Genomic DNA, 24,096 nt, shown 5'->3' with positions numbered 1-24,096 from the left:
ACGTTCGTCCTAATTTTTGAATCTCAATACTGATTTACAGTTTACCCAATTACGGATTTCACAAAACCAGTTATGTTTTCATCTAAGTTTCCTTCTTCGGAAATGGCTTTAATAAATGCACTTCCAATAATGGCTCCGTTCGCGTTTTCGCAGGCTTTGTTGAAAGTTTCTGCATTGGAAATACCGAAGCCGATCAAAGTTGGGTTCTGCAAATTCATGGCTTTGATTCTGGCGAAATAAGCGGTCTGATCTTCACTGATTCCAGATTTGGCTCCTGTAACACTGGCTGATGAAACCATATAAATGAAACCGTTGGAGTTCTTATCAATTTCCCGAACACGCGCTTCAGAAGTTTGCGGTGTAATCAAGAAGATGTTGTACAGTCCATGTTTATCGAAAATGGGTTTGTAGACCTCGAGATATTCAAACATGGGCAGGTCGGGCAGAATCAGTCCGTCAATGCCAATTTCTTCACATTTTGCACAAAAGGCTTCAATTCCATATTGAACAATAGGGTTCAAATACCCCATAAGCACAATCGGTAAATTTACCTTTTCTCGAATTCCTTTCAGTTGCTCCATCAAGATGTGCAAGGTCATGCCGTTTTTAAGCGCTATACCATTACTCTCTTGAATGGTTGGGCCGTCTGCAACAGGATCTGAGAAAGGAATGCCTACTTCAATTAAGTCGGCTCCTGCTTGTTCCAAGCTCTGCATAATGTTCACGGTGTCGTTCAACTCGGGATAACCCGCTGTGAAATACACGTTCAATATCCGCTTCTTTTTAGCCTTAAATAATTTATCTATTCTGTTCATTTTAATTGGTATTGAGTTTAGGGTACTGAGTATTGAGAAAGTCTAGGTACTCAATACTCAGTACCCACTACTTGTCAGTACTTTCCCCATTTGATATAAGTCTCAAGGTCTTTGTCGCCACGGCCCGAAAGATTTACGACTACCACATCAGAACTGTTAAAGCTCATTTTCTCAAGAGCAGCCAAGGCGTGTGCCAACTCAATGGCCGGAATAATTCCTTCCAAACGACTTAATTGAATGCCCGCGGTCATTGCTTCTTCGTCTGTTGCGCTGTAAAATGTTCCTCGTCCCGACTCAAATAAATGGGCATGGACAGGGCCAATGCCTGGGTAGTCCAAGCCTGCGGAAATAGAGTATGGCTCAACCACTTGGCCATCTTCTGTTTGCATCAAAAGGGTGCGGCTTCCGTGTAGAATCCCTGGTTTACCGAGTACCGTAGTTGCAGCAGATTCACCGGAATCATTTCCCAAACCAGCAGCTTCTACGGCTACAAGGTTTACATCCGATTCGTTATAATAATGGTAGAAAGCACCGGCAGCATTACTTCCACCACCCACGCAGGCGACTACATAATCTGGCTTTTCAGTACCTTTTTTCTCAAGCAACTGTGCTTTAATTTCTTTGCTGATTACCGATTGAAAGCGGGCAACCATTTCAGGATAAGGATGAGGGCCAACTACCGAACCAATGATGTAATGAGTATCAGTAGGGTTGTTGATCCAGTGACGCATGGCCTCGTTTGTAGCATCTTTTAAAGTTTTGCTTCCGCTTTTGGCAGGTCGAACTTCCGCACCCAGAATTCGCATTCTTTCCACGTTAGGTCGCTGACGAGCCATGTCTACTTCGCCCATATAAACAATGCATTCCACGCCCATTAGTGCACAAACCGTAGCGGTAGCCACACCATGTTGCCCAGCACCTGTTTCGGCAATGATTTTCTTCTTGCCTAGCCTTTGCGCCAGTAGAATTTGGCCAATGGTATTGTTTACCTTATGAGCTCCTGTGTGACATAAATCTTCGCGCTTTAAGTAAATTTCAGCACCATATTTTTCAGAAAGCCTTTCGGCCAAATAGAGAGGAGTAGGGCGACCTACATAATCGGTAAGCAGTTGGTTAAACTGTTGTTGAAATGCTGGGTCAGCTATGATTTGCTCATAGTTTTCCCTTAGTTCTTCCACGTTAGGATACAGCATTTCAGGGATGTAAGCCCCCCCAAAATTGCCATAATAACCGTTTTTATCTACTTGTATTTTCATTTCTTTAGTTTTTATACACATCAGGGTTGTGCTTTTGCATGAGCAAATTCTGATTAGATATTGGCGTGAATCCGAATTGCTGATATAGACCGTGTGCATCTCGGGTAGCCAGCAGATGCCTCCGGAGTCCTTGTAAATCTGGATGTTCGGCATAGGCCTCCATCAAACGTTTTGAAATCCCAGAGCCTCTGTGCTCAGGTAATACGAAAACATCAGCCAGATAGGCAAAAGTGGCTTTATCAGTTATAGCTCGGGCAAAACCTACTTGATTTCCAGCTTCATTGAAAGCGCCAAAGCAGATGGAGTTTTCGATGGCTCTGGTCAGCGTTTCCATAGGAATGCCTTCCGACCAATAAGCCTTGCTCAAAATGCCATGGATCAAAGGAATATCCAGCTTTGCTTTGTCTGTTGATATGTAATACTCCGTTTTCAATGCTTATTTTTTATTCTACTTTTTTTCTTTCTTAAAGAGATACTGAAACTCCCGAGGCTTCGGCACAGAATGACTGTCCATACCCTCGCAATGACGATACTAAATCAGATTTTACAATCATAGTCCATCTTATAAAGTCAAAAACAGCACAACTTTTTCTGTTATAAAGAACAATATGGCACCGACCAAAGGAATTAACCTTAATCTTGTATTGAGTTGGAAGATTTTTGCTGGCCTTCCAAAAAAGAGATAGACAAGAAAAATCATTTCAACAACCTTTTTAGTCAGAACCAATACTACCACATTCATATCTTCAATAGCCAATTGATTAGATGTATCTATCAAAAAATCAATTAAACTAAGAAAGTAAATACTGGACAAAAGCGCCCAACCGACAGTTTTGAGTTTAAGGAAAAGACAACAACCGATGAATTCTATTAGGCCTACAGTCAAAATTCGAATAGATAAGTATTGATACCAGAATATATAATTTATAGGGCCATAATTGAGGCCAGTTATTCCCGTATAAATCGTAAGTATCGAAAATAAAATGGCTACTAATCCGATGATTAGAAAACTAAAATTTACTGGCTTTCGAGTTTTGGGATAAAAAAGGCTCATTGCCTTTTCTCTTGGACTTAAATTAGGATTGCCATATTTAAAATCTTTGCTCATTACAGTTTGGATTTTAATACTCTAATTTTCTCAACATCCTTTAAACCAGGTTCGATTTCAAATTTTGAATTGACATCAATAGCGAAAGGTCGAGTTTTAAGCTTACCGATGAATTCTATGTTTTCAAGGTCAATTCCTCCGCTTAAAAAGTAGGGTTTTTGACCTTCATAGGCATCCAACAGTTTCCAATCAAAAGCCACCCCGTTGCCTCCTCGTTCTTTACCTTTTGTGTCGAAAAGGAAGAAGTCAACACTGTCTTGGTAATTCCTTAATTGTTCGAAATCAAAACTTTCTCCAACGGAAAATACTTTGATTACTTTAATGCCTCTAGACTTAATCTGATCACAAAACAACGGGCTTTCGTCTCCGTGAAGCTGAACCATATCCAAGTAAAAATCCTCGATTTTTTCAATAACAAAATCAATCTCAGCATTTACAAAAACACCTACTTTTTGAGTTGTTGAAGGAAATGATTTTAACAAACCGGCATTCAGTATTTCAGCAGCATTTCTCTTTGATTTTTCAAAGAAAATAAAGCCCATATAATCAGGTTTCAATTCAAGTAATTGACTGATATTGGTGCTTTCTCGCATGCCGCAGACCTTTAGCTTCATTTTGGTTATCGGTTATCAGTTAAAGCAAATTCCAATTCAGACTTAAGGTTCCAAAACATCCTGATTTTCTGCTTTCTCTTTACTTTATTTATGGCTTATCGATTTACAATAAGCTGCTTTTGTAGAGCTTCAATGAACTCAGCGGCAGCTCGCTCTGGTCGGCCTGACTTCATAAAGGTTTCACCAATTAAGAAACCGTTGTAACCGATGGCTTTTAGCTCCACAATGGTTGCAGGATCGCTAATGCCGCTCTCAGATATTTTCACAAAGTCATTCGGGATTTTGTCTACCAGTGCTTTAGAAGTTTCTACCGTAGTTTCGAATGTTTTTAAGTTGCGGTTATTTACACCAACTACATCCAAATCAGGAGTTAAATTTGGCTCCAATTCTTCTTCGCTATGAACTTCCATTAACACTTCCAGACCTAAGCTTTTAGCGAAAGCCGCCAATTCTTTTAATCTCTGAGGCTCCAAAGCTGTTGCAATCAATAGAATGGCGTCTGCTCCAATCGATTTTGCTTCCACAATTTGGTATTCATCTATGATGAAATCTTTGCGGAGCACAGGGCAGAAGTTGAATTTTCGGGCTGTAGAAAGATCTTCGTTTTTACCTCCGAAGAATTCGCTATCCGTTAAAATGCTAAGAGCCGAAGCGCCTGCTTGCATATAGCCAATCGTGGTTCTTTCTACTTTTGCATGCGCGTTTATGATGCCTTTTGAAGGCGATTGACGCTTGAATTCTGCAATAATGCCTGATTTATCTTCTCTCAGTAAATATTTTTTTAGAGAAACCGGCTTACCTAAAAAGTAGGTGCTTTGCTCTAATAATTTGGTTGGGAACGAACTCTTTTTCTCTGCTACTTCCTTTTCCTTTTGTGCGATTATTTTCTGTAGTATATCCATGTCAGTCAATGGTCAATGGTCAATGGCTAAAAGCTATCGACTATGGACTTCTTATAATTCCAAAATTCTTTTAAATGTTTTTAGGGCTTTACCCGACTCTAATGATTCTTTAGCTCGTTCAATGGCTTCTTCGGTGCTGTAATCTTTACCGCATTGCAAGGCCATGGCCGAGTTGGCAATCACTACTTCGTTTTGAGCTTTTGTGCCTTCTCCCTTCAATATGTTTTCGAAGATTTTAGCCGATTCTTCTACCGTTTCTCCTCCGAAAATGGCTTCAGCTTTAATTTCTGAAAAGCCTAAATCTTCAGGCTGAACAATTTCTTCATCCTTGTGCGTGATTTTTTTGAAGGCGCCTGTCAAAGAAATTTCATCATAACCGTCCAAAGCATTTAGAATCACAAACTGCTTATCCGTTTTTTGATAGAGATAACCGTATAAACGAGCGAGTTCTAAGCTGAAAACCCCCACCAATTGTTTTTTCGGGAAAGAAGGGTTTACCATTGGGCCGAGCATATTGAAGAAGGTTTTTACACCTAAATCTCTTCTGATTGGCGCTACGTTTTTCATGGCTGGGTGAAAGAGTGGAGCGTGTAAAAAACAGATTCCACATTCATCCAAACTCTTCTTTAGTTTGCCAATGTCATTGGTGAATTCATAGCCAAAATGCGCCATAAGGTTAGAAGAACCCGAAACGGAAGAAACGCCATTGTTGCCATGTTTGGCCACATTTTGCCCAGCTCCAGCAACGATAAAGGATGACAATGTGGAAATATTGAACGTGTTTTTTCCATCTCCACCTGTTCCGCATAGATCGATAGCATCGTATTCTGGAATTTCAACAGGAACGCACAGATCTAGCATCGCATCTCGAAAACCTTCCAGTTCTTCCACAGTAATGCTTCGCATAAGATATACCGTAAGAAAGGCGGCCACCTGGCTTTGGTTGTATTTTCCCTGTGCCAGATTCGTCAAGATTTCCTTGGCAGTGTTTCTGTCCAGTGATTTATATTCTATCAGTTGATTCAGTATTTCTTTCATTCTTTTCAGTTATCAGGATATCAGAAATTAGTTATCAGGGTTTGACCGTTTTGATTTGATCAAATAATTGATGTAACCATTCACAATTCGAATACATTCTTCAGCTTGTTGGTCATATTGTGACTCCATTTCTGCACTTATGTATCTTTCATCGAGTGCGACAGTCAAGTGATCTTGAATCTCCGTAAGCGATCCTCTGGCCACTCGACAGAACTGGATGTTTTCTTGGTAATGAAATCTTCCATATCCTTCCGCAATATTTGCGGTTACCGACCTAGAAGCCCTCAATAATTGATCTGTAAGCTTATATTTTTCGTCTTGAGGAAAAGACCTTGTCAAAACAGAGATTTCCTTTCTTAATTCTCTCGCCTTTTTCCACGCTTCTAATTCTTTAAAGCTTTTCATAGCCCTTATTTCTGATTCACTGTTTGACTAATTCCTGTTTCCTTAAGACTCATTAATCCAATTCTCTAACAATTTGTGTCCATGCTCAGTCATAATTGATTCAGGATGAAATTGCACGCCCTTTACATCGAATTGCTTATGGCTAATGGCCATGATTTCTCCGAATTCATCAACTGCAGTGATGTCGATTTCATTCCCAAGTTTTTCCTTATTTACATTCCAGCTGTGGTAGTGGCAAATGGTGTATTCTTCAGGAATTCCCTGAAATAAACGGTCATCAGTTTTGGTCACTTTCACTTTGCTCGATACGCCATGCAGCACTTCAGGCATGTTGTACAATTCAGCGCCATAAGCTTCTGCAATTGCTTGATGCCCCAAGCAAACGCCCAAAATACTTTTAGTCGCTCCATATTGCTTAATCAAATCCGGCATAATCCCAGCTTCTTCTGGAATTCCGGGGCCTGGAGAAAGCAAAATTTTATCGTATGCTTCTACAGCCTCAAGACTGATTTTGTCATTTCGAAAAACCTCCATTTGACTGCCGTGCCCCAGTTCTCGGAGGTAATGCACCAAGTTGTAGGTGAATGAATCGTAATTATCTAGTACAAGTATTTTCATTGTTTTCTTTTCCGTTATAAGGGATTAGTATATCAGTTATCAGGGTTTGACCGTTTTGATTTGATCAAGTAATTGACGTAACCATTTAGTGTTTTCATTGCCTGATTGCTTTTCCCTTTGTAACTGATTCCTGTTCTCCTGTTGCCTTATATACTGAATCATCGAATCCCTTCTGCCATTTCAATGGCTTTTCTCAAGGCTCCCAGTTTGTTGTTTACTTCCTGCAATTCAGATTCGGTATTGGATTTGGCTACCACACCAGCGCCTGCCTGAAAATGAAGTCGGTTATTTTTGCTAAGGAATGAGCGAATCATAATGGCATGGTTAAAGTTTCCATCAAAGCCCATATATCCGATTGCACCTCCATAATAGCCTCTGCGTGTGGTTTCATTATCGTTGATCAATTGCATAGCGCGCACTTTTGGGGCTCCGGAAAGCGTTCCAGCAGGAAAAGTACCTACTACCATATCAGTTGAAAGCACATCCTCATTTAAGGTTCCGGTAACTTTGGAAACCAAGTGAATCACGTGAGAATAGTATTGGATTTCCTTATAAGTATCTACTTGAACATTCGAACCTGCACGGCTCAAATCGTTGCGCGCTAAATCCACTAGCATTACGTGTTCCGAGTTTTCTTTCGGGTCTTGATGCAGTTTTTTCGCCAATTCTGCATCGGCTTCGTCATTTCCTGTGCGCTTAAAAGTGCCCGCTATGGGGTGAATCGTGGCGGTTCTGTTGTTGATTACCAATTGAGCTTCTGGTGAAGAACCAAAAATTTTGAAGTTGCCATAATCAAAGTAGAAAAGGTAAGGCGAAGGGTTAATCGACCTCAAGGCTCGATAAACGTTGAATTCATCTCCTTTGAAGCTTTTTTGGAACCTTCTGGATAATACGATCTGGAAAACATCGCCTCTGTGGCAGTGATTGATTCCCGTTTGAATGATGTCCAAAAACTCCTGATTCGTGTAGTTTGATTCTTCTTCGCCCGTAGTTTTGAATTCGTAAGAAGGAAAGTTCTTGTTATTCACCAAGTTGACAATCGCTTCCAAGCCTTTTGGCGATTCACCTTCTGGTGTATGTTCAAAAACGTAAAGCTCATTTTTGAAATGATCGATGGCGATTACATAGCGATACACATGATAAAGCATATCGGGAATGCCATATTGATCGGCTTTGTTTTCGTTTACTGAAATGTTTTCAAAATACTTTACCGAGTCGTAAGCAATATAGCCGAACAAGCCATTATTGATCAGTTTTAAGTCATTCTTATCTGATTCAAAACTTTGGGCAAAAGCATTGAGTTCTTCGGCCACTTCGTGATTTTCAATGTTTTTAGAAACCTCGGTTTGATTTGGCATTTCGATGGTCAGCTGGCCATCTTTCAACTTGAAACTGGCCAAAGGATCGCAGCAGATGTAAGAGGCACTGTTGTCATTGCCATGGTAATCGGAGCTTTCCAACAAAATTGGGTTCTCAAATTTGTCTCTCAATTTCAGGTAAATGCTCACTGGCGTTACGGTATCGGCCAGTAGTTTTTGATAAGTAGTATTTAGTTTCACCTTGCTCATTTTTCTTTGGTTAAACTGCCTAAAACGAAAAAAGCCCGCATGAACTGCGGGCTTTTTTGAATCTATATTTTGGATTTTACATAAAGCGATCGTTCACGTTAACTGAGTTTAGTTACGTGCCACCACCATGCGTTATGTACTCTGTTTGTCTTCATTTGATGGCTCAAATCTAGGAAAGGATTTTTTTAAAGCAAATGGAATTTTGAGAATTTACAGATTTGGTAAAAGAATTAAAGACTGACTTCAGTAAGTTTGATATATGGCTGACAAGTCAGCTTGATGTTGGACTTTTAACAAAAATGTATGCTTCGCAATTCCTTATTTTTCATTCTATTTACTTTTTTCGCAGTTCAGTCGTTCGCTTATCAAAACCCTGATCAAGTAGAAATTCTATCAAAACTTACTGGGTATTCTGCTATAAAATCGGGTGTAACACTGAAAGATAGAAATGCGCAAGAATCACGAGAGATTGCCGCTGAATTTCTTAAAGAAAAACTTGCTGATTTTTGCGATCAAACCGAAATCGAACATTATAGCGAAACGGGAAACAATGTAGTTGGTACCATAAAGTCAACTACTGGCAGTGACGAATGGATTGTTTTTGGTGCTCATTATGATAGTGTGAAGGATTGCCCTGGTGCTAACGACAATGCTTCTGGAGTGGCTTTGGTGTATGCTGTCGCCAAACATATAGCGTCATTGCCTAACCGTAAGTACAACATGAAAGTGGTTTTCTTTGATGAAGAGGAAAAAGGGTTGGTAGGAAGCAAGGCCTATGCTCAAAAATTGGTTGACGAGCAACTCCATGTGATTTCCGTTCACACCGTAGACCAGCTTGGTTGGGATAATGATGGCGACAAAGGAATCGAATTGGAGATGCCAACAGAGGAGATAAAAAATCATTACCTAAAAGTGGCTAAGGATTTTGGATATGAATTTCCGATTCAGATGTCGACCGTAACTTCTACTGATCATCGTTCTTTCCGTAGGGCTGGTTTTAACGCTACAGGCATTACAGAAGAATATAAAAATGGAGATACCACGCCTCATTACCACAAACCAACCGATACTTACGAAACCATCAATTTTGATTATTTGACTACAATTACCGCTTATGTCGAGAAGGTATTTGAAGATTTGATGAGGTAGGATTGAGTAAGTGTATGGTGTGAAATCAATTGATATTCAGTGGTTTGTGATAGGGTGAGGCTAAATTATTTTGATTCTAATGTTTACATTTCTGGCATTTTAATTGTCAATGTAGGAGAAACACTTTTAACCATGCAAAAACTCAAATTATCATTTCTCATTTTATTATTAGGCTTGGGCTCACCAGTTATGGCTCAAGACTTTCTTGCTCCTTACACAACTTTTATCAGTAATAAACCTTGCTATGTGATCACTCAATCCGGTGATAGTATTGCTGGAAAATTGAGGTCTGCCACAGAATCAAACGGCTTTATTAAACGCATTAACATTGTTGATAAAGAAGGGGCTGTTCACAAATTCAAAGCAGAAGACCTTGTCCGTTTTGCCACACAACCTGGCACTTTTGCCAAAATAGAAGCAATTTCAGATAATACTTTGAGCATTCGTCAAGTCGTGAATACGGATTTTGAATCAATTTTGGAACGTGATTGGATAATTTATGATGCTCAGCTTCTGCCAAGAAGAAAGGGAAAGTATGGAATGTTACAATTGTTAAATCCAGGCTTTGACCAGCATATCAAGGTATACAATCATCCATATGGATCACGTTCAATGCCCGTTCGACTAGGAGGTGTTCAAGTATTAGGGGGAGAACACAGGACTTATTTGGTTGTGAAAGATGGGGGAAAGGCGGAAATCGTAAGAAAGGCATCTTATGAAAAGTTCTTCGGAGATATGTTTTCGGATGCTCCAGAAATGGTAAGGGATTTAAAAGAAAAACCAAAATTCAACGACTTTGCTCAACACATCTTTATTTACAATGATCTGAAAGGCGTTTATTACTTTAAAGCAGATAATCGATAAATAATAGTGAGATAATCTTCTAATGGTCAAAATAAAAACGGCTGCTCAAAATGGGCAGCCGTTTTCGTTGTGTTGAGTTTGATTGTGAGTTTATTCGTAGCGCAAGGCCTTAACAGGATTTTGTTGCGCTGCTTTTAGCGAATGAAAACTTACTGTAACGAAAGAAATCAAAAGTGCTAAAAGACCAGAACCGGCCGCAGCTACAATAATTACTTCTTGAAGATTCATTCTGTAAGCAAATACTTCTAACCAGTTGTTTATGAGGTAGTAGGCGACTAGTGTGGCTATCACAAAGCCAATCACTACCAGAAACATTATATCTTTAAAGATAAGAAATACAAGTTGAAGGACAGAGGCTCCCAATACTTTTCTTACCCCAATTTCTTTGATTCGTGTGGCAGTTGTGAAAGAAGCTAAGCCCAATAAGCCCAAGCAGGAAATTAAAATACAGATGTAAGAAAGGATTCCAGTTAGCTTACTTTGTTTCTGGTCGCTTTTGTAAAGCTGGTCGGCCTGAGTGTCCAAAAACTGATATTCAAATGGATGTTTCGGATCTAATTGCGAAAACTTATTTTCTAAGAAGTCAATGGTTTTCTTGGTCGTTCCTTCTTTTATATGAACCATTAAAGTTGGCAGGGCATTAGGTGAAGGCCCTTGGATTTGATATCGATAAATTGCGGTTGGTTCTACTTCAACATGAAGTGAAAACGCATTGAAATCCTTAACTACACCAATAACTCTAGCTGGTTCAGCAAGCCCGATAGGAGAGACCCGCTTCCCGATCGGGTCGGCCCAACCCATTTTCTCTACAACAGCCTGATTAATAATTACCCCTTGAGTGATGTCTGTAGGCATATCTTCATTGAAATCGCGACCTTGAACGATTTCCATTTCCATGGTTTTAAGATAATCCTTTCCTACACGTAAAACATTGTAGGTGTCTTGTGTTAAGGTATTGTCTTCCTGATCTACATTCAACAATTGTCTTCCTGCACCTAAAAGGCTATTTCCAACGTTTTGGCCAACTCCAACCCCAAAAGCATCGGTGATGCCTACAATGTTAGGGTTCTGCATCAATTCTGACTTTATGAATTCTATTCTGTTGCGAACCGTGGTGTCTTGAGTGGGAATTAGAACTACGTTGTCCTTATTAAAACCTAAATCTTTATCTCTCATAAAAGAGATTTGGTTATTCATAAGCAAGGTAGAAAGCACCACACCAATGGAAATGAAGAACTGAAAAGCAACCAGGATCTTTCTAAGAAAAACACTTTTTGGGCCTGTTTTTACACTGCCTTTCATAGCCACCAAAACTGAAATGGCGGAAAGGTAGAATGCAGGGTAGATCCTGAGAATAATCCGATAAGGACAGTTACGCCAAGCGAGCCCCAGAGTAAAAGTGGGTTATGTACAAAATCTAATTTTAAATCTTTATCGAGAAGATCGTTCAAATTGGTGCCATGAATGAAAATATTAACCATCAAGATGGCCAACAATAACGAGAGAAAAGTGATTACTACAGATTCGCTCAAAAACTGACTTCGTAGTTTACCTTTGCTTGAGCCGAGTACTTTTCTGACCCCAACTTCTTTACTTCTGTTAGTTGCTCTTGCGGTAGCCAAATTCATGTAATTGATACTAGCCAAAAGCAGAATGAAAACTCCAATGGCAGTAAAAGAACGGGTGTAGGCCTTGTTTCCCGTGGGTAAGTCGTATTGAACTTTAGAATTGAAATGAATATCGGTTAAAGGCACCAGTCTAGGTCGGAAATTGGAATCGCCTAAGCCAGCTTGACGGGCTAAAGGTTCCATGTATTTCTCGAAAAAATCGGGGAATTTCTCATAAATGGCTTGAACATCGAAGTTCTTAGGAAGCACCAAATAGGAGTAAAGTGAGATATTCCAAAGTTGCTGTGCTTTTTGATCGTTGCTAAGAGGAGGCTGGCCTGAAGTGACCGTTGAAAGGGAAATTAATCCTTCAAAAGTGAGGTGAAGGTTATCTGGTAAATCTTTGATTACACCGGTTACCTTAAAATTATTTCTGTCAGTTTCCAGAACCTGATTCATAGGTTCTTGACTTCCAAAAATCCTTTTAGCAGCTGTTTCCGTAAGTACAATGCTGCGCGGCTCTACCAAAGCTGTGGCAGGGTCGCCAGAAATAAATTCGTGACTGAAAACATGAAAGATTGAAGAATCTGCATAGTAGAGGTTGTCTTGGTAAATGTTCTTATCGCCCAATCTGAAAAGCTGACGGCCCGCATTCATGAATCTTGTGAAATTTTGAATTTCAGGGTACTCTTCAGCCATCATTTCGGCCAAAACAAAAGACGTTAAAGCAAACTCGTCATCTTTTCCATTGATTTTGAAACGTGATTCCAGTCGATAGATTTGCTCATGTTTTTCATGATGTTTATCGAATGTTAAATCGCTTTGAACATATAAGAGGATAATCATCGCCACAGCCAAACCAATGGCAAGTCCAAAAATATTCAGAAAGGAATAAAACTTGTTTTTCAGGAGAACGCGAATGGCGTAAGTTATGCTCTTCATGTCGCTAGCTTTAGTTAATGTATGGACGGTTCAATCCAGCGGTTTGTGACCATGAAGTATGCCAAAGACTTATTTTGAATGTAAGCCATTCATAGTCAATGGGTAAGTTTCAAGCTAAATGGAGAAAATGTACGAATCCGCACTGGATTTTGAACGGATTCGTACAGACTTTCAGTGTTATTCGTAGCGAAGTGCCCGAACAGGATTTTGACTTGCTGCTTTTATGGAATGGAAACTTACCGTTAGAAAAGCAATAAGAATGGCAATTATTCCTGAAATCAAGGCGGATATGGTCAAGGTTTCCGTAAGATTCATGGTGTATTGAAAGACTTGAAGCCATTGGTTAATCACATAGTAGGTAACGGGAATTGAAATCACAAAACCAATAACCACCAACCAAAGTATGTCTTTGAAGATCAAGTAAACCAATTGATTAATATTGGCTCCTAAAACTTTTCTAACCCCGATTTCTTTAATTCTTTGAGAAGTGCTGAACGATGCTAAACCGAGTAAACCTAAACAAGAAATGAAAATACATATGTAAGAAAGAAGCCCTGTTAACTTACTTTGTCTAACGTCATTTCTATAAAGCTCTTCAGCCCTGGTGTCCAAAAATCTATATTCAAATGGCTTATTCGGGTTTTGTTCAGCCATTACAGCTTCAATATGATCCATCGCATTTCTGGTCGATTCGCCATTGATATGAATGTGTAAGGAAGTAATCCAACCTGGCTGAGTTCTGAAAAATGGGCTTGTGTTTTTATGGAAAATAACGGTTGGCTCTACAGCGGTATGAAGCGAAAATGCATTGAAATCCTTTACAACACCAATTACTTTAGGCAAGGGGTTTTGGAATGAGAATCCAATACTTTTTCCAATAGGATTGGCCCAACCCATTTCTTTCACCATGGTTTCATTTACAATCACGCCTTGTGTTTGATCAGACGGAAGATTCTTGTCGAAACCTCGGCCGTCTACCAATTCCATATTCATATTCTGAATGTAGTCATCACCCACAAATAGAACAGGATAAGTTTCATCTGTTGTTACCGAATCGGCTGATTCGATTTTCACTAGAGAGCGTGAAGCGCCAAGCAAGTTATTTCCCAAGTTGGTGTCACCGCCTACAACAATAGCATCCGTTACTCCGGTGATATTGGGATTTTGCATTAATTCCGCTTTCATAAACTCCAAGCGGCTATTTAGCGAAGTATCTTCAAGCTGAATAATAACCATGTTGTCCTTGTTGAATCCCAAATCTTTATCATTAATGAACTCGATTTGATACTTCATTAAGAGGGTAGAAGTGATGACACCGACTGAGATAAAAAATTGGAAAACGACCAAGACCTTTCGCATGGCCATGCTGCCTGGGCCGCTTTTGGCAGCACCTTTAAGCGCTCTTACGGTAGAAGTAGCGGAAAGATAGAAAGCTGGATAAATGCCAGAAAGCATACCGATTAAAAGTGTAATGGAAAGTGATCCCCAAATCAGCCATGGGTTTGCAAAGGGTGAAAAAACTAGGGATTTGCCCATAAGGTTTTCTGTGCCCAATCCATTGACCAAAAGTGCGGTTAGGCCAAAAGCCAAAATGAGTGACAGTAAAGCAATGATGATGGCCTCACTTAAAAATTGGCCAATTAACTTTCCTCGGGAAGAACCCAGTACTTTGCGAATTCCAACCTCTTTGGAACGGCCAACTGACCTTGCCGATGCCAAATTCATATAATTAATGGAGGCTAGAATTAGAATGAAAATACCAATGGCGGTAAAGGCATATGAGTAAGTTCGGTTGCCTGTGGCTAAATCGAATTGTGGAGGGTGGGCATCAAAGTGTATATCTGCTAGGGGAGTTAAACCAGCTGAAAATGAGCCATTGAAATTGGCCATTTTAGCAATGGGAGCCATGTGTTTTTCGTAGAACTCAGGAAACTTGTTGAGCAAAGTTTGTGGCTCAAATTCTTTTGGAAGTTGGATGTAAACAAAATCACTTGGCGACCATAATCCTCCTTGCTTTTGAAGGTCGGGTAAATCGCCCTGAGCAACTTCCAAAGTTCTGTAAGAAAGTAAGCCTTCAAAAGGCATGTGCACATTGTCTGGTAAATCTGCCAAGATCCCTGTCACTTTATACTGACCAGCTTTGGTTTTCATCACTTGACCTAATACATCGGTGTTGCCAAAATGTTTTTTAGCCAAGGATTCTGTTAGAATGATAGAATTGGGTTCATCTAAAACCGATTGCGGGTCTCCTTCCAATAATGTGTAATCGAAAACCGAGAGCAGGGAAAAGTCAGCATAGTAGAGGTTGTTTTCATAAAACATTCTATCTCCGACTTCAAAAAGCATTTTTCCCGCAAAACGGAACCTCACATAATTAATTACTTCGGGGTAGTCTTGTTTGAGTGCCTCAGGAAGAAATTGAGAAGCGAGGGCATAATTGTCATCTTTTCCATTAAAGTTAAAGCGAGAATCAACACGATAGATTTGCTCATGTTTGCTGTGTTGCTTGTCGTAACTGAGGTCGTGTTGAACGTAAAGAAAAATGATCATGGCAACGGAAAGAGCCACTGCCAGACCCAGAATATTGATGAGCGAGTAGAATTTGCTTTTCAGCAATACTCGTGTGGCGATGATAAAATTGTTCATAGTGTTTTGAGTTTTGATAAAATGAAGATCAAAAAACTATGAAACAGGTAGTTACAAAAAATGGTGAGCGTTTTGATTTTCGCCCTGTATGGATTTTTATCCCATTGGGCGATTATCAAATCTTGCTGAAATCTGTTTCTAAATCAGAAACAAATCATTTGGTGTTCTTTCTTCGGCCGTTGGGTTTTCTTCTAAAACCACCTGGTTTTCCTTTTCTAACTCTGGTTTTTGGATTGTATTCGGGACCTTCTCCTAAAAATTCTGGAAGAGGAATTTTGCGAACTTCTTTTTCAATGAGCTGTTCTATTTTTGAAAATTTGAACATGTCATCTTCATTCACAAAAGTCACGGCTTCACCTTCAGAAGACGCTCTGGCTGTTCTTCCAATTCGGTGAATATAATCTTCAGCATCATTGGGTACATCGTAATTAATCACCATGTCGATGTTGTCGATATCAATTCCTCTCGAAATTACATCCGTTGCTACCAAAATAGGGAGTTTTCGACTTTTGAATTCCCTTAAAATTTCCTCGCGTTCGCTTTGCTCCAAATCAGAAGAAATAGGTTTAGCATTCATTCCTTCCTTACGAAGTTCTTTGGTCAGTTCGCGAACTTTGATTTTGGTAGAAGCAAAAATGATCAAGCTTGGGATATCGTTATAACGTAGCAGATGTTTTACCAAGCCGATTTTCTGATGATCGTAAGTAACAAAGGCTACCTGAGTTACTTTTTCCGCTGGTTTGCTAACCGCAATGCTGATTTCTTCAGGTTCTACTAAAATATCTTTGGCCAGCTTGCGAATTTTTGGAGGCATGGTAGCCGAAAACATTAAGTTTTGTCGGTTCTTAGGCAAATGGTTGATGATGCGCATCAAATCATCGTAAAAACCCATGTCGAGCATTCTATCGGCTTCATCTAAAATTAAATGCTGAAGCCTGTCGATTTTAGCATAGCCCAAGTTCAAGTGCGAAATCAATTTGCCAGGTGTGCCAACAATAATATGCGCTCCTGTGGTCAATGCCTTCTTTTCTCTCGCAAAACCATCGCCATCGCCACCACCATAAATTGGCAATGAAGTAGCCGGAGTAAAATACCCTAAACCTTCCAGTTGCTGATCAATTTGAACGGCCAGTTCGCGAGTAGGACAAATGATGAGCGTGTTTATTTCACCATCAGGAATGTCTTCAGCGCATATTTTGTGAAGAATAGGTAAAAGAAAGGCTGCTGTTTTTCCCGTCCCGGTTTGGGCTACCGCAATCAGGTCTTTATTTTCAATGATGACAGGAATGGCTTGTTCTTGAATGGGAGTTGGGTTTTCAAAACCCATAGCGGCCAAACCTTCCAGCACACTTTCGTGGAGCTTAAGTTCTTTAAATGTCAAGTGTAAATTATCTTTATGTCGAGTTGAGTCGTTTTACTCTCCCGAGTTCTATTTAAAGCGAAAAATAAATGAAAAAAGCCGTATATAAAACCAATATTAACTGTGGAATGTGCCTTTCTAAAGTAAAACCATTCTTAGATGAGGCCAAAACTGTAGAAGATTGGTCGGTTGACTTAAGTAGTAAGGATAGATTCTTGACCGTTTCAGGCGAAAACCTTGATCAAGAAGAGGTTGAGAAGCTTGTGAAAGAGGCTGGTTATACCGCAGAAAAGAAAAAGAAGGGATTATTTGGAAGATGATCTTCTCTGATCTCAAAAAGGAATTAAATAAAAACCCTGAATTCTTTCAGGGTTTTTATTACTCAATACTCGAGATTTAATTTTTTTTCCAGAAATGTGGTGAAAGGAGCATCAAAACGGTAAATAGCTCTAATCTTCCCAAAAGCATCAGAATAGAAAGTAGCCATTTGCCGGGAGCTGGAATTCCGAAGAAGTTATTAACCGGCCCAACATCGCCAATACCTGGCCCAACATTCCCTAAACTTGTGGCCACAGCACCAAAAGCGGTGTCAAAATCCACGTTCATACTTGAGAGTAAAATGACTCCCAGAATCAAAATAAGAATATAAATCATAGTGAAAGCTAGAACATTAAATACAACGCTCTGCTCAATTGCTTTTCCGCTTATACGAACAGGAATAACGGCCGAAGGGTGAAGTTGTCTTTTCAGTTCAAGAAAGGAATTCTTAAAAAGAACCACGTGCCTGATGATTTTAATACCTCCAGCAGTAGAGCCCGCAGAACCACCCACTAACAAAAGTATAAAGAACAGAACGGTAAGGAATGGAGCCCAAGCCGTATAATCTGCTGAAACAAAACCTGTTGTGGTAATCAAAGAAACTACTTGAAACAATGAGTCTCTGAAGGATTTTTCGAGGCTATTGTCAGTAACTACAACCACAGCAACCGTTACAATTACGGTAATGGCTATGGTAAAAAGGCTATAGACAATGAATTCTTCGTTGCTGAAAACCTTTTTGAAATTTCTTTTTAAGGCAAAATAAGTCAGGGTGAAACTGGTTCCTGCCAAGAACATAAATACGATCAGCACATATTGAATGAATGGACTGTTGTAATAGGCCGCACTGGCGTTTTTGGTAGAAAAACCACCTGTTGCCATGGTCGTCAGAGAGTGATTGACAGCATCGTAAAGGCTCATCCCTCCAGCATAAAGCAGTAGAGTTTCAACAATGGTAAGCCCAACATAAATGAACCAAAGTCTTTTTGCAGTGTCCTGAATTCTGGGTTGAAGTTTGTCTGGGCTAATGCCTGGCGCTTCGGCTACAAAAAGCTGCATGCCCCCAATACCTAAGAAAGGCAATATAGCAACAGCAAGCACGATAATCCCCATACCTCCAATCCATTGAGTAAGGCTTCGCCAGAAAAGAATGCCTTTTGGAACAGCTTCAATATCGTTTAAAATTGAAGCGCCAGTTGTCGTATAGCCCGACATGGTTTCAAAAAAGGCATTGGTGAAGTTGGGAATGCTTCCGCTAAAAACAAAAGGCAAAGCACCAAAAATGGACATGAAAATCCAACCTAAAGTTACAATCAGGTAACCGTCTTTCTTTTTTAAATCTCTATCGGGTAAATGGCGAGTGAATAGATAAAATCCTCCTCCTGTTAGGGCCGTAGTTGCTGCTGCTAATAAAATGGCCAGCCAGTCGTTTTCGTCATGATAGAGTGAAACAGGCAAGCAAAGCACCATAAAGGCAGCATTCATTAAAAGTAGAATGCCGAGAATTTTGGCAATTACCTTAATGTTGAATTTTGATTTGGCCCCCCCCATCAGATGAAATACGATTCTACCTTATGGATACATTCTGGTTTAGAAAGTACCACAACGCGGTCTTTAGGCTGGAATCTGAAATCTCCAGGTGTTGTATAACCTTGACCATCTCTAATTACACCACCAATAATGGCGGATTTAGGGAATTGTAGGTTTCTTAATTCGTGTTGCGTGATTTTGGATTCTTCTTTCACTTCAAACTCAAGAATTTCGGCATCTACACCGTGAATACTGGTAATAGAAACAATTTCTCCTTGACGAATATGACGGAAGATAAAGTTCGCAGCGATCAGCTTTTTGTTGATCATGGTGTCTACTCCAATGCTTTGAGATAAATGGATGTAGTCCATGTTTTCTACCATGGCGATTGTCTTCTTAACACCATTATTCTTGGCCACAAGGCAAGAAATAATGTTCGTTTCAGAGTTACCAGTTACGGCAATGAATGCATCAATGTCGGAAATGCCTTCTTCGTGTAGTAAATCAACATTTCTACCATCTCCATTGATTACCATGACATCTGGTAGTTGATCTGCCAGCTCAAAACATTTCTGCGGATCGCGCTCAATGATTTTGATATTGTATCGGCCACTTAAGATTTTAGCGGCATGGAAACCCACACGCGAACCTCCCAAAATCATTAGACTTTTTACAGGTTCTTTTTTCTTACCCGTTAAGAATAGAAGTTTTTCAACACCGTCAGGTTGAGCTACGAAATAAGCGTGGTCGTTTACTTCAAAGCGAGTATTTCCGTAAGGAATTAGCGTTTCGTCATGACGCAGAATGGCTACCGTCATGAACTTCTGTTCAGGGTTGATCTTAGCTACCTCTAGCATGGTTTTTCCATTCAGAGGGCTGTTTTCTTCAATGTTCACTCCAATAAGAGAGAGCAGTCCCTTTTCAAATTCAAAGCTGTCGGTAAGGGCGACCTGCTTTAACAATCGCTTTATTTCACGAGCAGCCAGAGATTCTGGAGAAATGATATCGTCTATACCTAAATGCTTTAGGTTTAACTTATCTTTTTGGTAAAGAAATTCGGTGTTGGAAATACGAGCCACTGTACGTTTGGCTCCTAAGTGCTTGGCTATGATGGCAGTAGCAATATTTGCGTCTTCCGAATTGGTTACGGAAATCAGCAAATCTGCTTCTGAAACGCCAGCTTCTTCCAAAACACTATATGAAGTGGAATTGCCTTTAATTGTAGATGCATCTACAATATTTGCAGCATACTTAAGTTTTTCTTGAGCTTGATCGATCAGAACAATGTCTTGACCCTCATTGCATAAAAGCTTGGCTAAATGAAAGCCAACATTACCTACCCCAGCTATAATTACCCTCATTGCTTTCTAATACAAAACATTACAAAGTTACTGAAAAAAGTCGGGGTGCAAGTAACGTTTTTTGTGGATTAGCTGAAAACGTTTACTGGCTTTTTTGAGTTCCCTCCAAACCCGATCTTATGTGAATATCTCTTTGAGGGAAAGGAATCTCTACATTGTGTTCTTTGAATTTTTCAAAAATGAGATAATACAGCTGACTTTTGAGCACTACTGGTTTATTGATATAAGTGCTTGTCCAAACCATTAAATCGAAGTTTAAAGAGTTGTCGCCATATTCAATAAAGAGAACATCTGGCTTTGGATTTTGCAAAACATCGGGATGCCTATTGGCAACATCTAATAATATTTTCTTTATGGTTGCTGGGTCTTCATTATACGAAACGCCTACAGGAATATGGAAACGAATATTACGATCGTTGTGGCTCCAATTGATAACTTGCTTACTGATGAAGTCTGAATTTGGAATAATGATGGCGATATTATCGTTGGTATTTACCGTAGTAGCTCTGGAAGAAATACGAACGATGTCTCCATTGATGTTGCCCACTTCAATTCTGTCGCCTACTTTAATGGGGCGCTCGAAAAGAATGATTAATCCAGAAATGAAGTTGTTAGCAATATTTTGAAGTCCGAAACCAATACCTACCCCTAAAGCTCCTGCTAAAACGCTTAAAGAACCCAAATTTCCAATGGTCCCCTGAACTATGATAATTCCTCCGACTAAAATTACCACGTATTGAATAATGGTGCCTATGGATTGACTTACTCCGATGTCCTCGGTGTAGCGCTTCATAAATTGACCAACGAAGATCGATTTAAACTTTCCGCTTAAAAAGATGAGTATGGACAGAAAGAAAATCGCTCTTACCAACGAAAATAAACTGATGGGGTGCTCTGAACCTTTGTTGAAAGTGTAGTTGAGGTTTTTGTCCAAGCCAATGGCGGCCAAAGTCACGGCCAATCCCACAACCAGCACTACATATTTTGTAGTATTCCCAATAGAAAGAATGGTTTTTCGATCGTGAATATACCTTGCCAGAATTCTGTTGATAAGAACAATCCTAATAAGGTTGCCCAGAAAATTAGTGACGATCAAAAAAATAATGGGAAGAAGGATTTCTGTAGTCGTAATGCTGACGTTCAGAAAATTAATGGATTCACCTAAAAATGGAACTTTTGAGTTTATATACTCAACCAGCTGTTCGTAACCTTCCATGTGTCTAATTTAGAACATTTTTTATTTGGGCATAAGCAAAGATGAGTCTCCATAACTCAAAAATCTATAATCATTATTTAAAGCCTGTTGATAAATGTTTTTCCAGTCTTCACCAACAAATGCTGCAACAAGTAAAATCAGGGTACTTCCTGGTTGATGGAAATTAGTAATTAGGCCATCACAAACCCTAAATGTATACCCTGGGAATATGAAAATTTCAGTTGTGCCTACAATTTGACTGAGATTGTTTTGCCCCATCCAGTCGAAAATAGCGGTGAATGCTTCTTTTCTGGTAGGGTGATTTGCTCTTTCTTCGTACGGTTCTAGCTTCTGAATATCAAAACTTTCGTTTCCATTCATTAGTCTTACACCAAACCAATAAAGACTTTCCAGAGTCCGCATAGATGTGGTTCCAACCGAAATTATTTTTCCTTTGGCATGAATCACATCGGCTATACTTTCTTTAGTAACCACCATTTGCTCCGAATGCATGGGGTGTTCCATCACATTGTTGGCCTTTATGGGCTGAAAAGTACCAGCGCTCACATGCAATGTTAAAAAGGATTCTTTGGTGCCTTGTTTTGCAAGTTTTTCTAGAATTTCTGGCGTAAAATGAAGGCCTGCAGTTGGCGCAGCTACAGCTCCATCGTGTTGAGAATAAACGGTTTGGTAACGTGGTTTGTCATCTTCCTCGGCAGCTCTATTCAAGTAGGGCGGTAGGGGCACTTTTCCGCTGGCTTCAACAATTTCGGAAAATGAAATATCATTGTTATTCCATGAAAATGAAATAAGCCTTTCATCTCTGTTTTGTAGCGAAGCTTTCAGCTGAACGGATTTCCCTTCAATTTCCAGTTCTAGAAATAGAGGTTCGTCTTTCCATTTCTTTAGGTTGCCAACCATGCACTGCCAAGTCACAGTTTCTCGCTCCTCCATTACTATGCTCAAAATGGTAGATGGAGCCATAGGTTTCAGAAGGAAAATTTCGATTTGAGCTCCTGTGGATTTATAGAAAATAAGCCTCGCGGGAATAACTTTAGTATTATTGAAAAACAAGCTGCTATTTGAAGGAATCAGTTCTATGATATTCCGAAATCCTAAATGATCGATTTTGCCATTTTTGTAATAAAGCAATTTCGATTGGTCGCGTTTGGCCAATGGATGTTTCGCAATTCTTTCGTTGGGTAAATCGTAGGTGTACTCGCTAAGCCTGACTTCTTCTTTCATTTTCATAAGCAACCCCAAAGTTATAAATCAGATGCTTAGGTTAGGAATGCATAATCGAATTCTAAACAATTTCCTTTGTTGAGGATTTATTAAGTATAACTAAAACAATTTTTAATATGGGAAAAGGCGACATGAAAACGAAACGCGGCAAAATAGCCAAAGGTACATTTGGTGTTAGCCGCCCCAAAAGAAAAAATCAGCCTGAGAAAGTGCTGAACCATAAAGAAGCAAAGGCGAAAGCCAGCAAGTAAATTTGTTAAAATAGGTGATTTTGGAAGGTCGTTTTCTAAAGAGAACGGCCTTTTACTTTTCATCTAAAACCCACTGAATTCCTCCTAGAAGGTGTTTTAGAAATACAGGGTCTGAATAATACTCGGATTTATGACCTAAAGCGGTGAAGAATTGCCTTCCTCCATCAAATTCATGAACCCAAGCGATAGGGGTGTAATCTCCGAATCTATTTCTATGGAAGTCCTCTTTAGTTTCGTCTTTTACGGTTCTTAAATCGGCTGCTAAAAGAACATGGATGTCAGGATTCAAATGATCTAAATAATAGCATTCATCTTCCCAATGCCATGTTTCTCCCAAAAAGTCTGTGGCAGGATTATCTTGATCAACGACTTTCATATCGAAGGCTTGAAGGGCAGGATGACGTACAAATTTCCCGCCTACCATGGCCCAAAACCATGGCCATTGTCTTTCCGAACCAGAAGCTGAATGTATGCCTACAAAACCACCTCCGTTTTGAATGTATTTTTGAAAAGCATCTCTTTGAGCTTGGGAAGTGAAAGCTTCATTGTTCGAATTCGAAAAAATGACACAATCTATATCTTTCAGATTTTCCGGAGTGAAAAATGTAGGGTCGTCCGTGGATTGCGCTTCATAACCGTTTTCCTTCGCCAGTTTTTTTAGTGCTTTAACACTTGCTTCAATATTGTCGTGCACAAAACCTTCTCCATTTCGTGTGTAAATCAACAATGATTTCTGAGCAAAAACTGAAGTAGAAATCAAGAAAAACAGAAGGAGAGTGGAAGCAAATTTCATGAAAAAAGGTTTGGTTTAAATTTCGGCTAAAAGCCCTCTGATGTCGAGGTGGCGTGTATACATTTGCAGCGATCCATCACTGTTTTTTGGCCATTCTTCAACTGGCTTGTCCCAATACAATTCAACGCCATTTTTGTCAGGATCGTCTAAATATAAAGCTTCTGAAACCCCATGATCTGCAACTCCTGTCAGCGGATATTCATGTTCTTGAAGCCTTTGAAACATTACAGCTAAGTCTCTTCGGGTAGGAAGCAAAATCGCAGTATGGAAAAGCCCTGTTGCGTTTTGTGGAGGAGTAGGGCCGTTTTTACTGAACCAAACGTTTAATCCAATGTGATGATGATAACCACCAGCAGAGATAAATGCTGCATCGGAACCATAGGTGGTGATAAGCTCGAAGCCTAAAATTCCACAGTAAAAATCTAATGAGCGTTGAAGGTCGCTGACTTTTAAATGAACATGACCTATTCTGGTTTCGCTTGGAATTTTAAAGTTCGATTCTGAATTCATA

Annotated in this window: 24 protein-coding genes; 4 read left to right on the top strand and 20 right to left on the bottom strand. The window is 39.7% G+C overall.

Going from position 1 to position 24,096, the window contains the following annotated elements; all coding sequences use genetic code 11:
* Positions 1–41: 41 nt before the first annotated feature.
* The 10 genes from trpA to ACXACJ_RS12460 form a co-directional block, all read right to left on the bottom strand.
* The gene (gene trpA / locus ACXACJ_RS12505; RefSeq protein ID WP_475134747.1) at positions 42–815 is read right to left on the bottom strand and encodes a tryptophan synthase subunit alpha; all 774 of its coding nucleotides are present in this window, start codon (positions 813–815) and stop codon (positions 42–44) included.
* Positions 816–889: 74 nt separating this feature from the next.
* Positions 890–2,071 carry a tryptophan synthase subunit beta gene (gene trpB, locus ACXACJ_RS12500; protein ID WP_475134745.1) on the bottom strand — a complete coding sequence of 394 codons (1,182 nt, stop codon included), beginning with the start codon at positions 2,069–2,071 and terminating at the stop codon, positions 890–892.
* Between the two features lie 4 nt (positions 2,072–2,075).
* Positions 2,076–2,504: a GNAT family N-acetyltransferase gene (locus ACXACJ_RS12495; RefSeq protein ID WP_475134744.1), complete on the bottom strand. Its 429-nt coding sequence runs from the start codon at positions 2,502–2,504 to the stop codon at positions 2,076–2,078.
* Between the two features lie 129 nt (positions 2,505–2,633).
* Positions 2,634–3,179 carry a hypothetical protein gene (locus ACXACJ_RS12490; protein ID WP_475134743.1) on the bottom strand — a complete coding sequence of 182 codons (546 nt, stop codon included), beginning with the start codon at positions 3,177–3,179 and terminating at the stop codon, positions 2,634–2,636.
* Positions 3,179–3,772, bottom strand: a complete 594-nt coding sequence (locus tag ACXACJ_RS12485) for a phosphoribosylanthranilate isomerase (protein WP_475134742.1) — start codon at positions 3,770–3,772, stop codon at positions 3,179–3,181. Before ACXACJ_RS12485 ends, ACXACJ_RS12490 begins: the two co-directional genes overlap by 1 nt.
* A gap of 116 nt (positions 3,773–3,888) precedes the next feature.
* Positions 3,889–4,695 carry an indole-3-glycerol phosphate synthase TrpC gene (gene trpC / locus ACXACJ_RS12480; protein ID WP_475134741.1) on the bottom strand — a complete coding sequence of 269 codons (807 nt, stop codon included), beginning with the start codon at positions 4,693–4,695 and terminating at the stop codon, positions 3,889–3,891.
* Between the two features lie 51 nt (positions 4,696–4,746).
* A complete protein-coding gene (gene trpD, locus ACXACJ_RS12475) occupies positions 4,747–5,733 on the bottom strand; it encodes an anthranilate phosphoribosyltransferase (RefSeq protein WP_475134740.1) in 987 nt (328 codons plus the stop codon).
* Between the two features lie 27 nt (positions 5,734–5,760).
* Entirely contained in the window at positions 5,761–6,138 is a 378-nt protein-coding gene (locus ACXACJ_RS12470; protein WP_475134739.1) for a four helix bundle protein, read from the bottom strand.
* A 42-nt stretch (positions 6,139–6,180) separates the two neighbouring features.
* Complete coding sequence (locus ACXACJ_RS12465; protein WP_475134738.1) at positions 6,181–6,756, bottom strand: anthranilate synthase component II; 576 nt, start codon at positions 6,754–6,756, stop codon at positions 6,181–6,183.
* Positions 6,757–6,914: 158 nt separating this feature from the next.
* The gene (locus ACXACJ_RS12460; RefSeq protein ID WP_475134737.1) at positions 6,915–8,324 is read right to left on the bottom strand and encodes an anthranilate synthase component I family protein; all 1,410 of its coding nucleotides are present in this window, start codon (positions 8,322–8,324) and stop codon (positions 6,915–6,917) included.
* Positions 8,325–8,627: 303 nt separating this feature from the next.
* Between ACXACJ_RS12460 and ACXACJ_RS12455 the strand changes: the two genes are divergently transcribed.
* Positions 8,628–9,473 carry a M28 family metallopeptidase gene (locus tag ACXACJ_RS12455; protein WP_475134736.1) on the top strand — a complete coding sequence of 282 codons (846 nt, stop codon included), beginning with the start codon at positions 8,628–8,630 and terminating at the stop codon, positions 9,471–9,473.
* A gap of 132 nt (positions 9,474–9,605) precedes the next feature.
* On the top strand, positions 9,606–10,337 hold the full coding sequence (locus ACXACJ_RS12450) for a hypothetical protein (RefSeq protein WP_475134735.1): 732 nt from the start codon (positions 9,606–9,608) through the stop codon (positions 10,335–10,337).
* 90 nt (positions 10,338–10,427) lie between these two features.
* Here the strand turns inward: ACXACJ_RS12450 and ACXACJ_RS12445 are convergent, their stop codons facing one another.
* From ACXACJ_RS12445 to ACXACJ_RS12430, 4 genes are all read right to left on the bottom strand, one after another.
* Positions 10,428–11,639, bottom strand: coding sequence for an ABC transporter permease (locus tag ACXACJ_RS12445; protein ID WP_475134734.1), 1,212 nt, complete (start codon positions 11,637–11,639; stop codon positions 10,428–10,430).
* The gene (locus tag ACXACJ_RS12440; protein WP_475134733.1) at positions 11,636–12,886 is read right to left on the bottom strand and encodes an ABC transporter permease; all 1,251 of its coding nucleotides are present in this window, start codon (positions 12,884–12,886) and stop codon (positions 11,636–11,638) included. The genes ACXACJ_RS12445 and ACXACJ_RS12440 overlap by 4 nt, the downstream gene beginning before the upstream one ends.
* 177 nt (positions 12,887–13,063) lie before the next feature.
* On the bottom strand, positions 13,064–15,532 hold the full coding sequence (locus ACXACJ_RS12435; protein ID WP_475134732.1) for an ABC transporter permease: 2,469 nt from the start codon (positions 15,530–15,532) through the stop codon (positions 13,064–13,066).
* A 154-nt stretch (positions 15,533–15,686) separates the two neighbouring features.
* Positions 15,687–16,913 (bottom strand): DEAD/DEAH box helicase, encoded by a 1,227-nt coding sequence (locus ACXACJ_RS12430; protein WP_475134731.1) that lies wholly within the window; start codon positions 16,911–16,913, stop codon positions 15,687–15,689.
* Positions 16,914–16,981: 68 nt separating this feature from the next.
* Between ACXACJ_RS12430 and ACXACJ_RS12425 the strand changes: the two genes are divergently transcribed.
* Complete coding sequence (locus tag ACXACJ_RS12425; protein WP_475134730.1) at positions 16,982–17,212, top strand: heavy-metal-associated domain-containing protein; 231 nt, start codon at positions 16,982–16,984, stop codon at positions 17,210–17,212.
* A gap of 76 nt (positions 17,213–17,288) precedes the next feature.
* On the opposite strand, the gene ACXACJ_RS12420 is transcribed toward ACXACJ_RS12425, so the two are convergent.
* The 4 genes from ACXACJ_RS12420 to ACXACJ_RS12405 all read right to left on the bottom strand — a co-directional run bounded on the left by ACXACJ_RS12420 (position 17,289) and on the right by ACXACJ_RS12405 (position 22,547).
* Positions 17,289–18,761, bottom strand: coding sequence for a TrkH family potassium uptake protein (locus tag ACXACJ_RS12420; protein ID WP_475134729.1), 1,473 nt, complete (start codon positions 18,759–18,761; stop codon positions 17,289–17,291).
* Entirely contained in the window at positions 18,761–20,101 is a 1,341-nt protein-coding gene (gene trkA, locus ACXACJ_RS12415) for a Trk system potassium transporter TrkA (protein WP_475134728.1), read from the bottom strand. Before trkA ends, ACXACJ_RS12420 begins: the two co-directional genes overlap by 1 nt.
* An 82-nt stretch (positions 20,102–20,183) precedes the next feature.
* Complete coding sequence (locus ACXACJ_RS12410; protein WP_475134727.1) at positions 20,184–21,317, bottom strand: mechanosensitive ion channel family protein; 1,134 nt, start codon at positions 21,315–21,317, stop codon at positions 20,184–20,186.
* A gap of 21 nt (positions 21,318–21,338) precedes the next feature.
* Positions 21,339–22,547 (bottom strand): S-adenosylmethionine:tRNA ribosyltransferase-isomerase, encoded by a 1,209-nt coding sequence (locus tag ACXACJ_RS12405; RefSeq protein ID WP_475134726.1) that lies wholly within the window; start codon positions 22,545–22,547, stop codon positions 21,339–21,341.
* A gap of 110 nt (positions 22,548–22,657) precedes the next feature.
* Here ACXACJ_RS12405 and ACXACJ_RS12400 point away from each other — a divergent pair, with 110 nt between their 5' ends.
* The gene (locus tag ACXACJ_RS12400) at positions 22,658–22,792 is read left to right on the top strand and encodes a 30S ribosomal protein THX (protein ID WP_475134725.1); all 135 of its coding nucleotides are present in this window, start codon (positions 22,658–22,660) and stop codon (positions 22,790–22,792) included.
* Between the two features lie 52 nt (positions 22,793–22,844).
* Here ACXACJ_RS12400 and ACXACJ_RS12395 read toward each other — a convergent pair whose 3' ends face one another.
* Both ACXACJ_RS12395 and ACXACJ_RS12390 read right to left on the bottom strand, forming a co-directional pair.
* Positions 22,845–23,585 carry a ThuA domain-containing protein gene (locus tag ACXACJ_RS12395; protein WP_475134724.1) on the bottom strand — a complete coding sequence of 247 codons (741 nt, stop codon included), beginning with the start codon at positions 23,583–23,585 and terminating at the stop codon, positions 22,845–22,847.
* A gap of 15 nt (positions 23,586–23,600) precedes the next feature.
* On the bottom strand, positions 23,601–24,095 hold the full coding sequence (locus tag ACXACJ_RS12390) for a VOC family protein (protein WP_475134723.1): 495 nt from the start codon (positions 24,093–24,095) through the stop codon (positions 23,601–23,603).
* Position 24,096: the final 1 nt, after the last annotated feature.

It is taken from the genome of Roseivirga sp. AWQ4_251 (assembly GCF_056158225.1).
Note: the sequence above shows the minus strand (reverse complement) of the source record. Positions and strands in the feature narration are given on the sequence as shown.

Bases quoted from the DNA above. Each gene is read 5' to 3' on its own strand.
- ACXACJ_RS12465 (WP_475134738.1), bottom strand. From the start codon at position 6,756: ATGAAAATACTTGTACTAGATAATTACGATTCATTCACCTACAACTTG.
- ACXACJ_RS12445 (WP_475134734.1), bottom strand. From the start codon at position 11,639: ATGAAAGGCAGTGTAAAAACAGGCCCAAAAAGTGTTTTTCTTAGAAAG.
- ACXACJ_RS12450 (WP_475134735.1), top strand. From the start codon at position 9,606: ATGCAAAAACTCAAATTATCATTTCTCATTTTATTATTAGGCTTGGGC.
- trpB (WP_475134745.1), bottom strand. From the start codon at position 2,071: ATGAAAATACAAGTAGATAAAAACGGTTATTATGGCAATTTTGGGGGG.
- ACXACJ_RS12420 (WP_475134729.1), bottom strand. From the start codon at position 18,761: ATGGGGGGGGCCAAATCAAAATTCAACATTAAGGTAATTGCCAAAATT.
- trpC (WP_475134741.1), bottom strand. From the start codon at position 4,695: ATGGATATACTACAGAAAATAATCGCACAAAAGGAAAAGGAAGTAGCA.
- ACXACJ_RS12485 (WP_475134742.1), bottom strand. From the start codon at position 3,772: ATGCGAGAAAGCACCAATATCAGTCAATTACTTGAATTGAAACCTGAT.
- ACXACJ_RS12490 (WP_475134743.1), bottom strand. From the start codon at position 3,179: ATGAGCAAAGATTTTAAATATGGCAATCCTAATTTAAGTCCAAGAGAA.
- ACXACJ_RS12425 (WP_475134730.1), top strand. From the start codon at position 16,982: ATGAAAAAAGCCGTATATAAAACCAATATTAACTGTGGAATGTGCCTT.
- ACXACJ_RS12390 (WP_475134723.1), bottom strand. From the start codon at position 24,095: ATGAATTCAGAATCGAACTTTAAAATTCCAAGCGAAACCAGAATAGGT.
- ACXACJ_RS12400 (WP_475134725.1), top strand. From the start codon at position 22,658: ATGGGAAAAGGCGACATGAAAACGAAACGCGGCAAAATAGCCAAAGGT.
- ACXACJ_RS12440 (WP_475134733.1), bottom strand. From the start codon at position 12,886: ATGAAGAGCATAACTTACGCCATTCGCGTTCTCCTGAAAAACAAGTTT.
- ACXACJ_RS12470 (WP_475134739.1), bottom strand. From the start codon at position 6,138: ATGAAAAGCTTTAAAGAATTAGAAGCGTGGAAAAAGGCGAGAGAATTA.
- ACXACJ_RS12455 (WP_475134736.1), top strand. From the start codon at position 8,628: ATGCTTCGCAATTCCTTATTTTTCATTCTATTTACTTTTTTCGCAGTT.
- ACXACJ_RS12395 (WP_475134724.1), bottom strand. From the start codon at position 23,585: ATGAAATTTGCTTCCACTCTCCTTCTGTTTTTCTTGATTTCTACTTCA.
- trkA (WP_475134728.1), bottom strand. From the start codon at position 20,101: ATGAGGGTAATTATAGCTGGGGTAGGTAATGTTGGCTTTCATTTAGCC.
- ACXACJ_RS12410 (WP_475134727.1), bottom strand. From the start codon at position 21,317: ATGGAAGGTTACGAACAGCTGGTTGAGTATATAAACTCAAAAGTTCCA.
- trpA (WP_475134747.1), bottom strand. From the start codon at position 815: ATGAACAGAATAGATAAATTATTTAAGGCTAAAAAGAAGCGGATATTG.
- ACXACJ_RS12405 (WP_475134726.1), bottom strand. From the start codon at position 22,547: ATGAAAATGAAAGAAGAAGTCAGGCTTAGCGAGTACACCTACGATTTA.
- trpD (WP_475134740.1), bottom strand. From the start codon at position 5,733: ATGAAAGAAATACTGAATCAACTGATAGAATATAAATCACTGGACAGA.
- ACXACJ_RS12460 (WP_475134737.1), bottom strand. From the start codon at position 8,324: ATGAGCAAGGTGAAACTAAATACTACTTATCAAAAACTACTGGCCGAT.
- ACXACJ_RS12435 (WP_475134732.1), bottom strand. From the start codon at position 15,532: ATGAACAATTTTATCATCGCCACACGAGTATTGCTGAAAAGCAAATTC.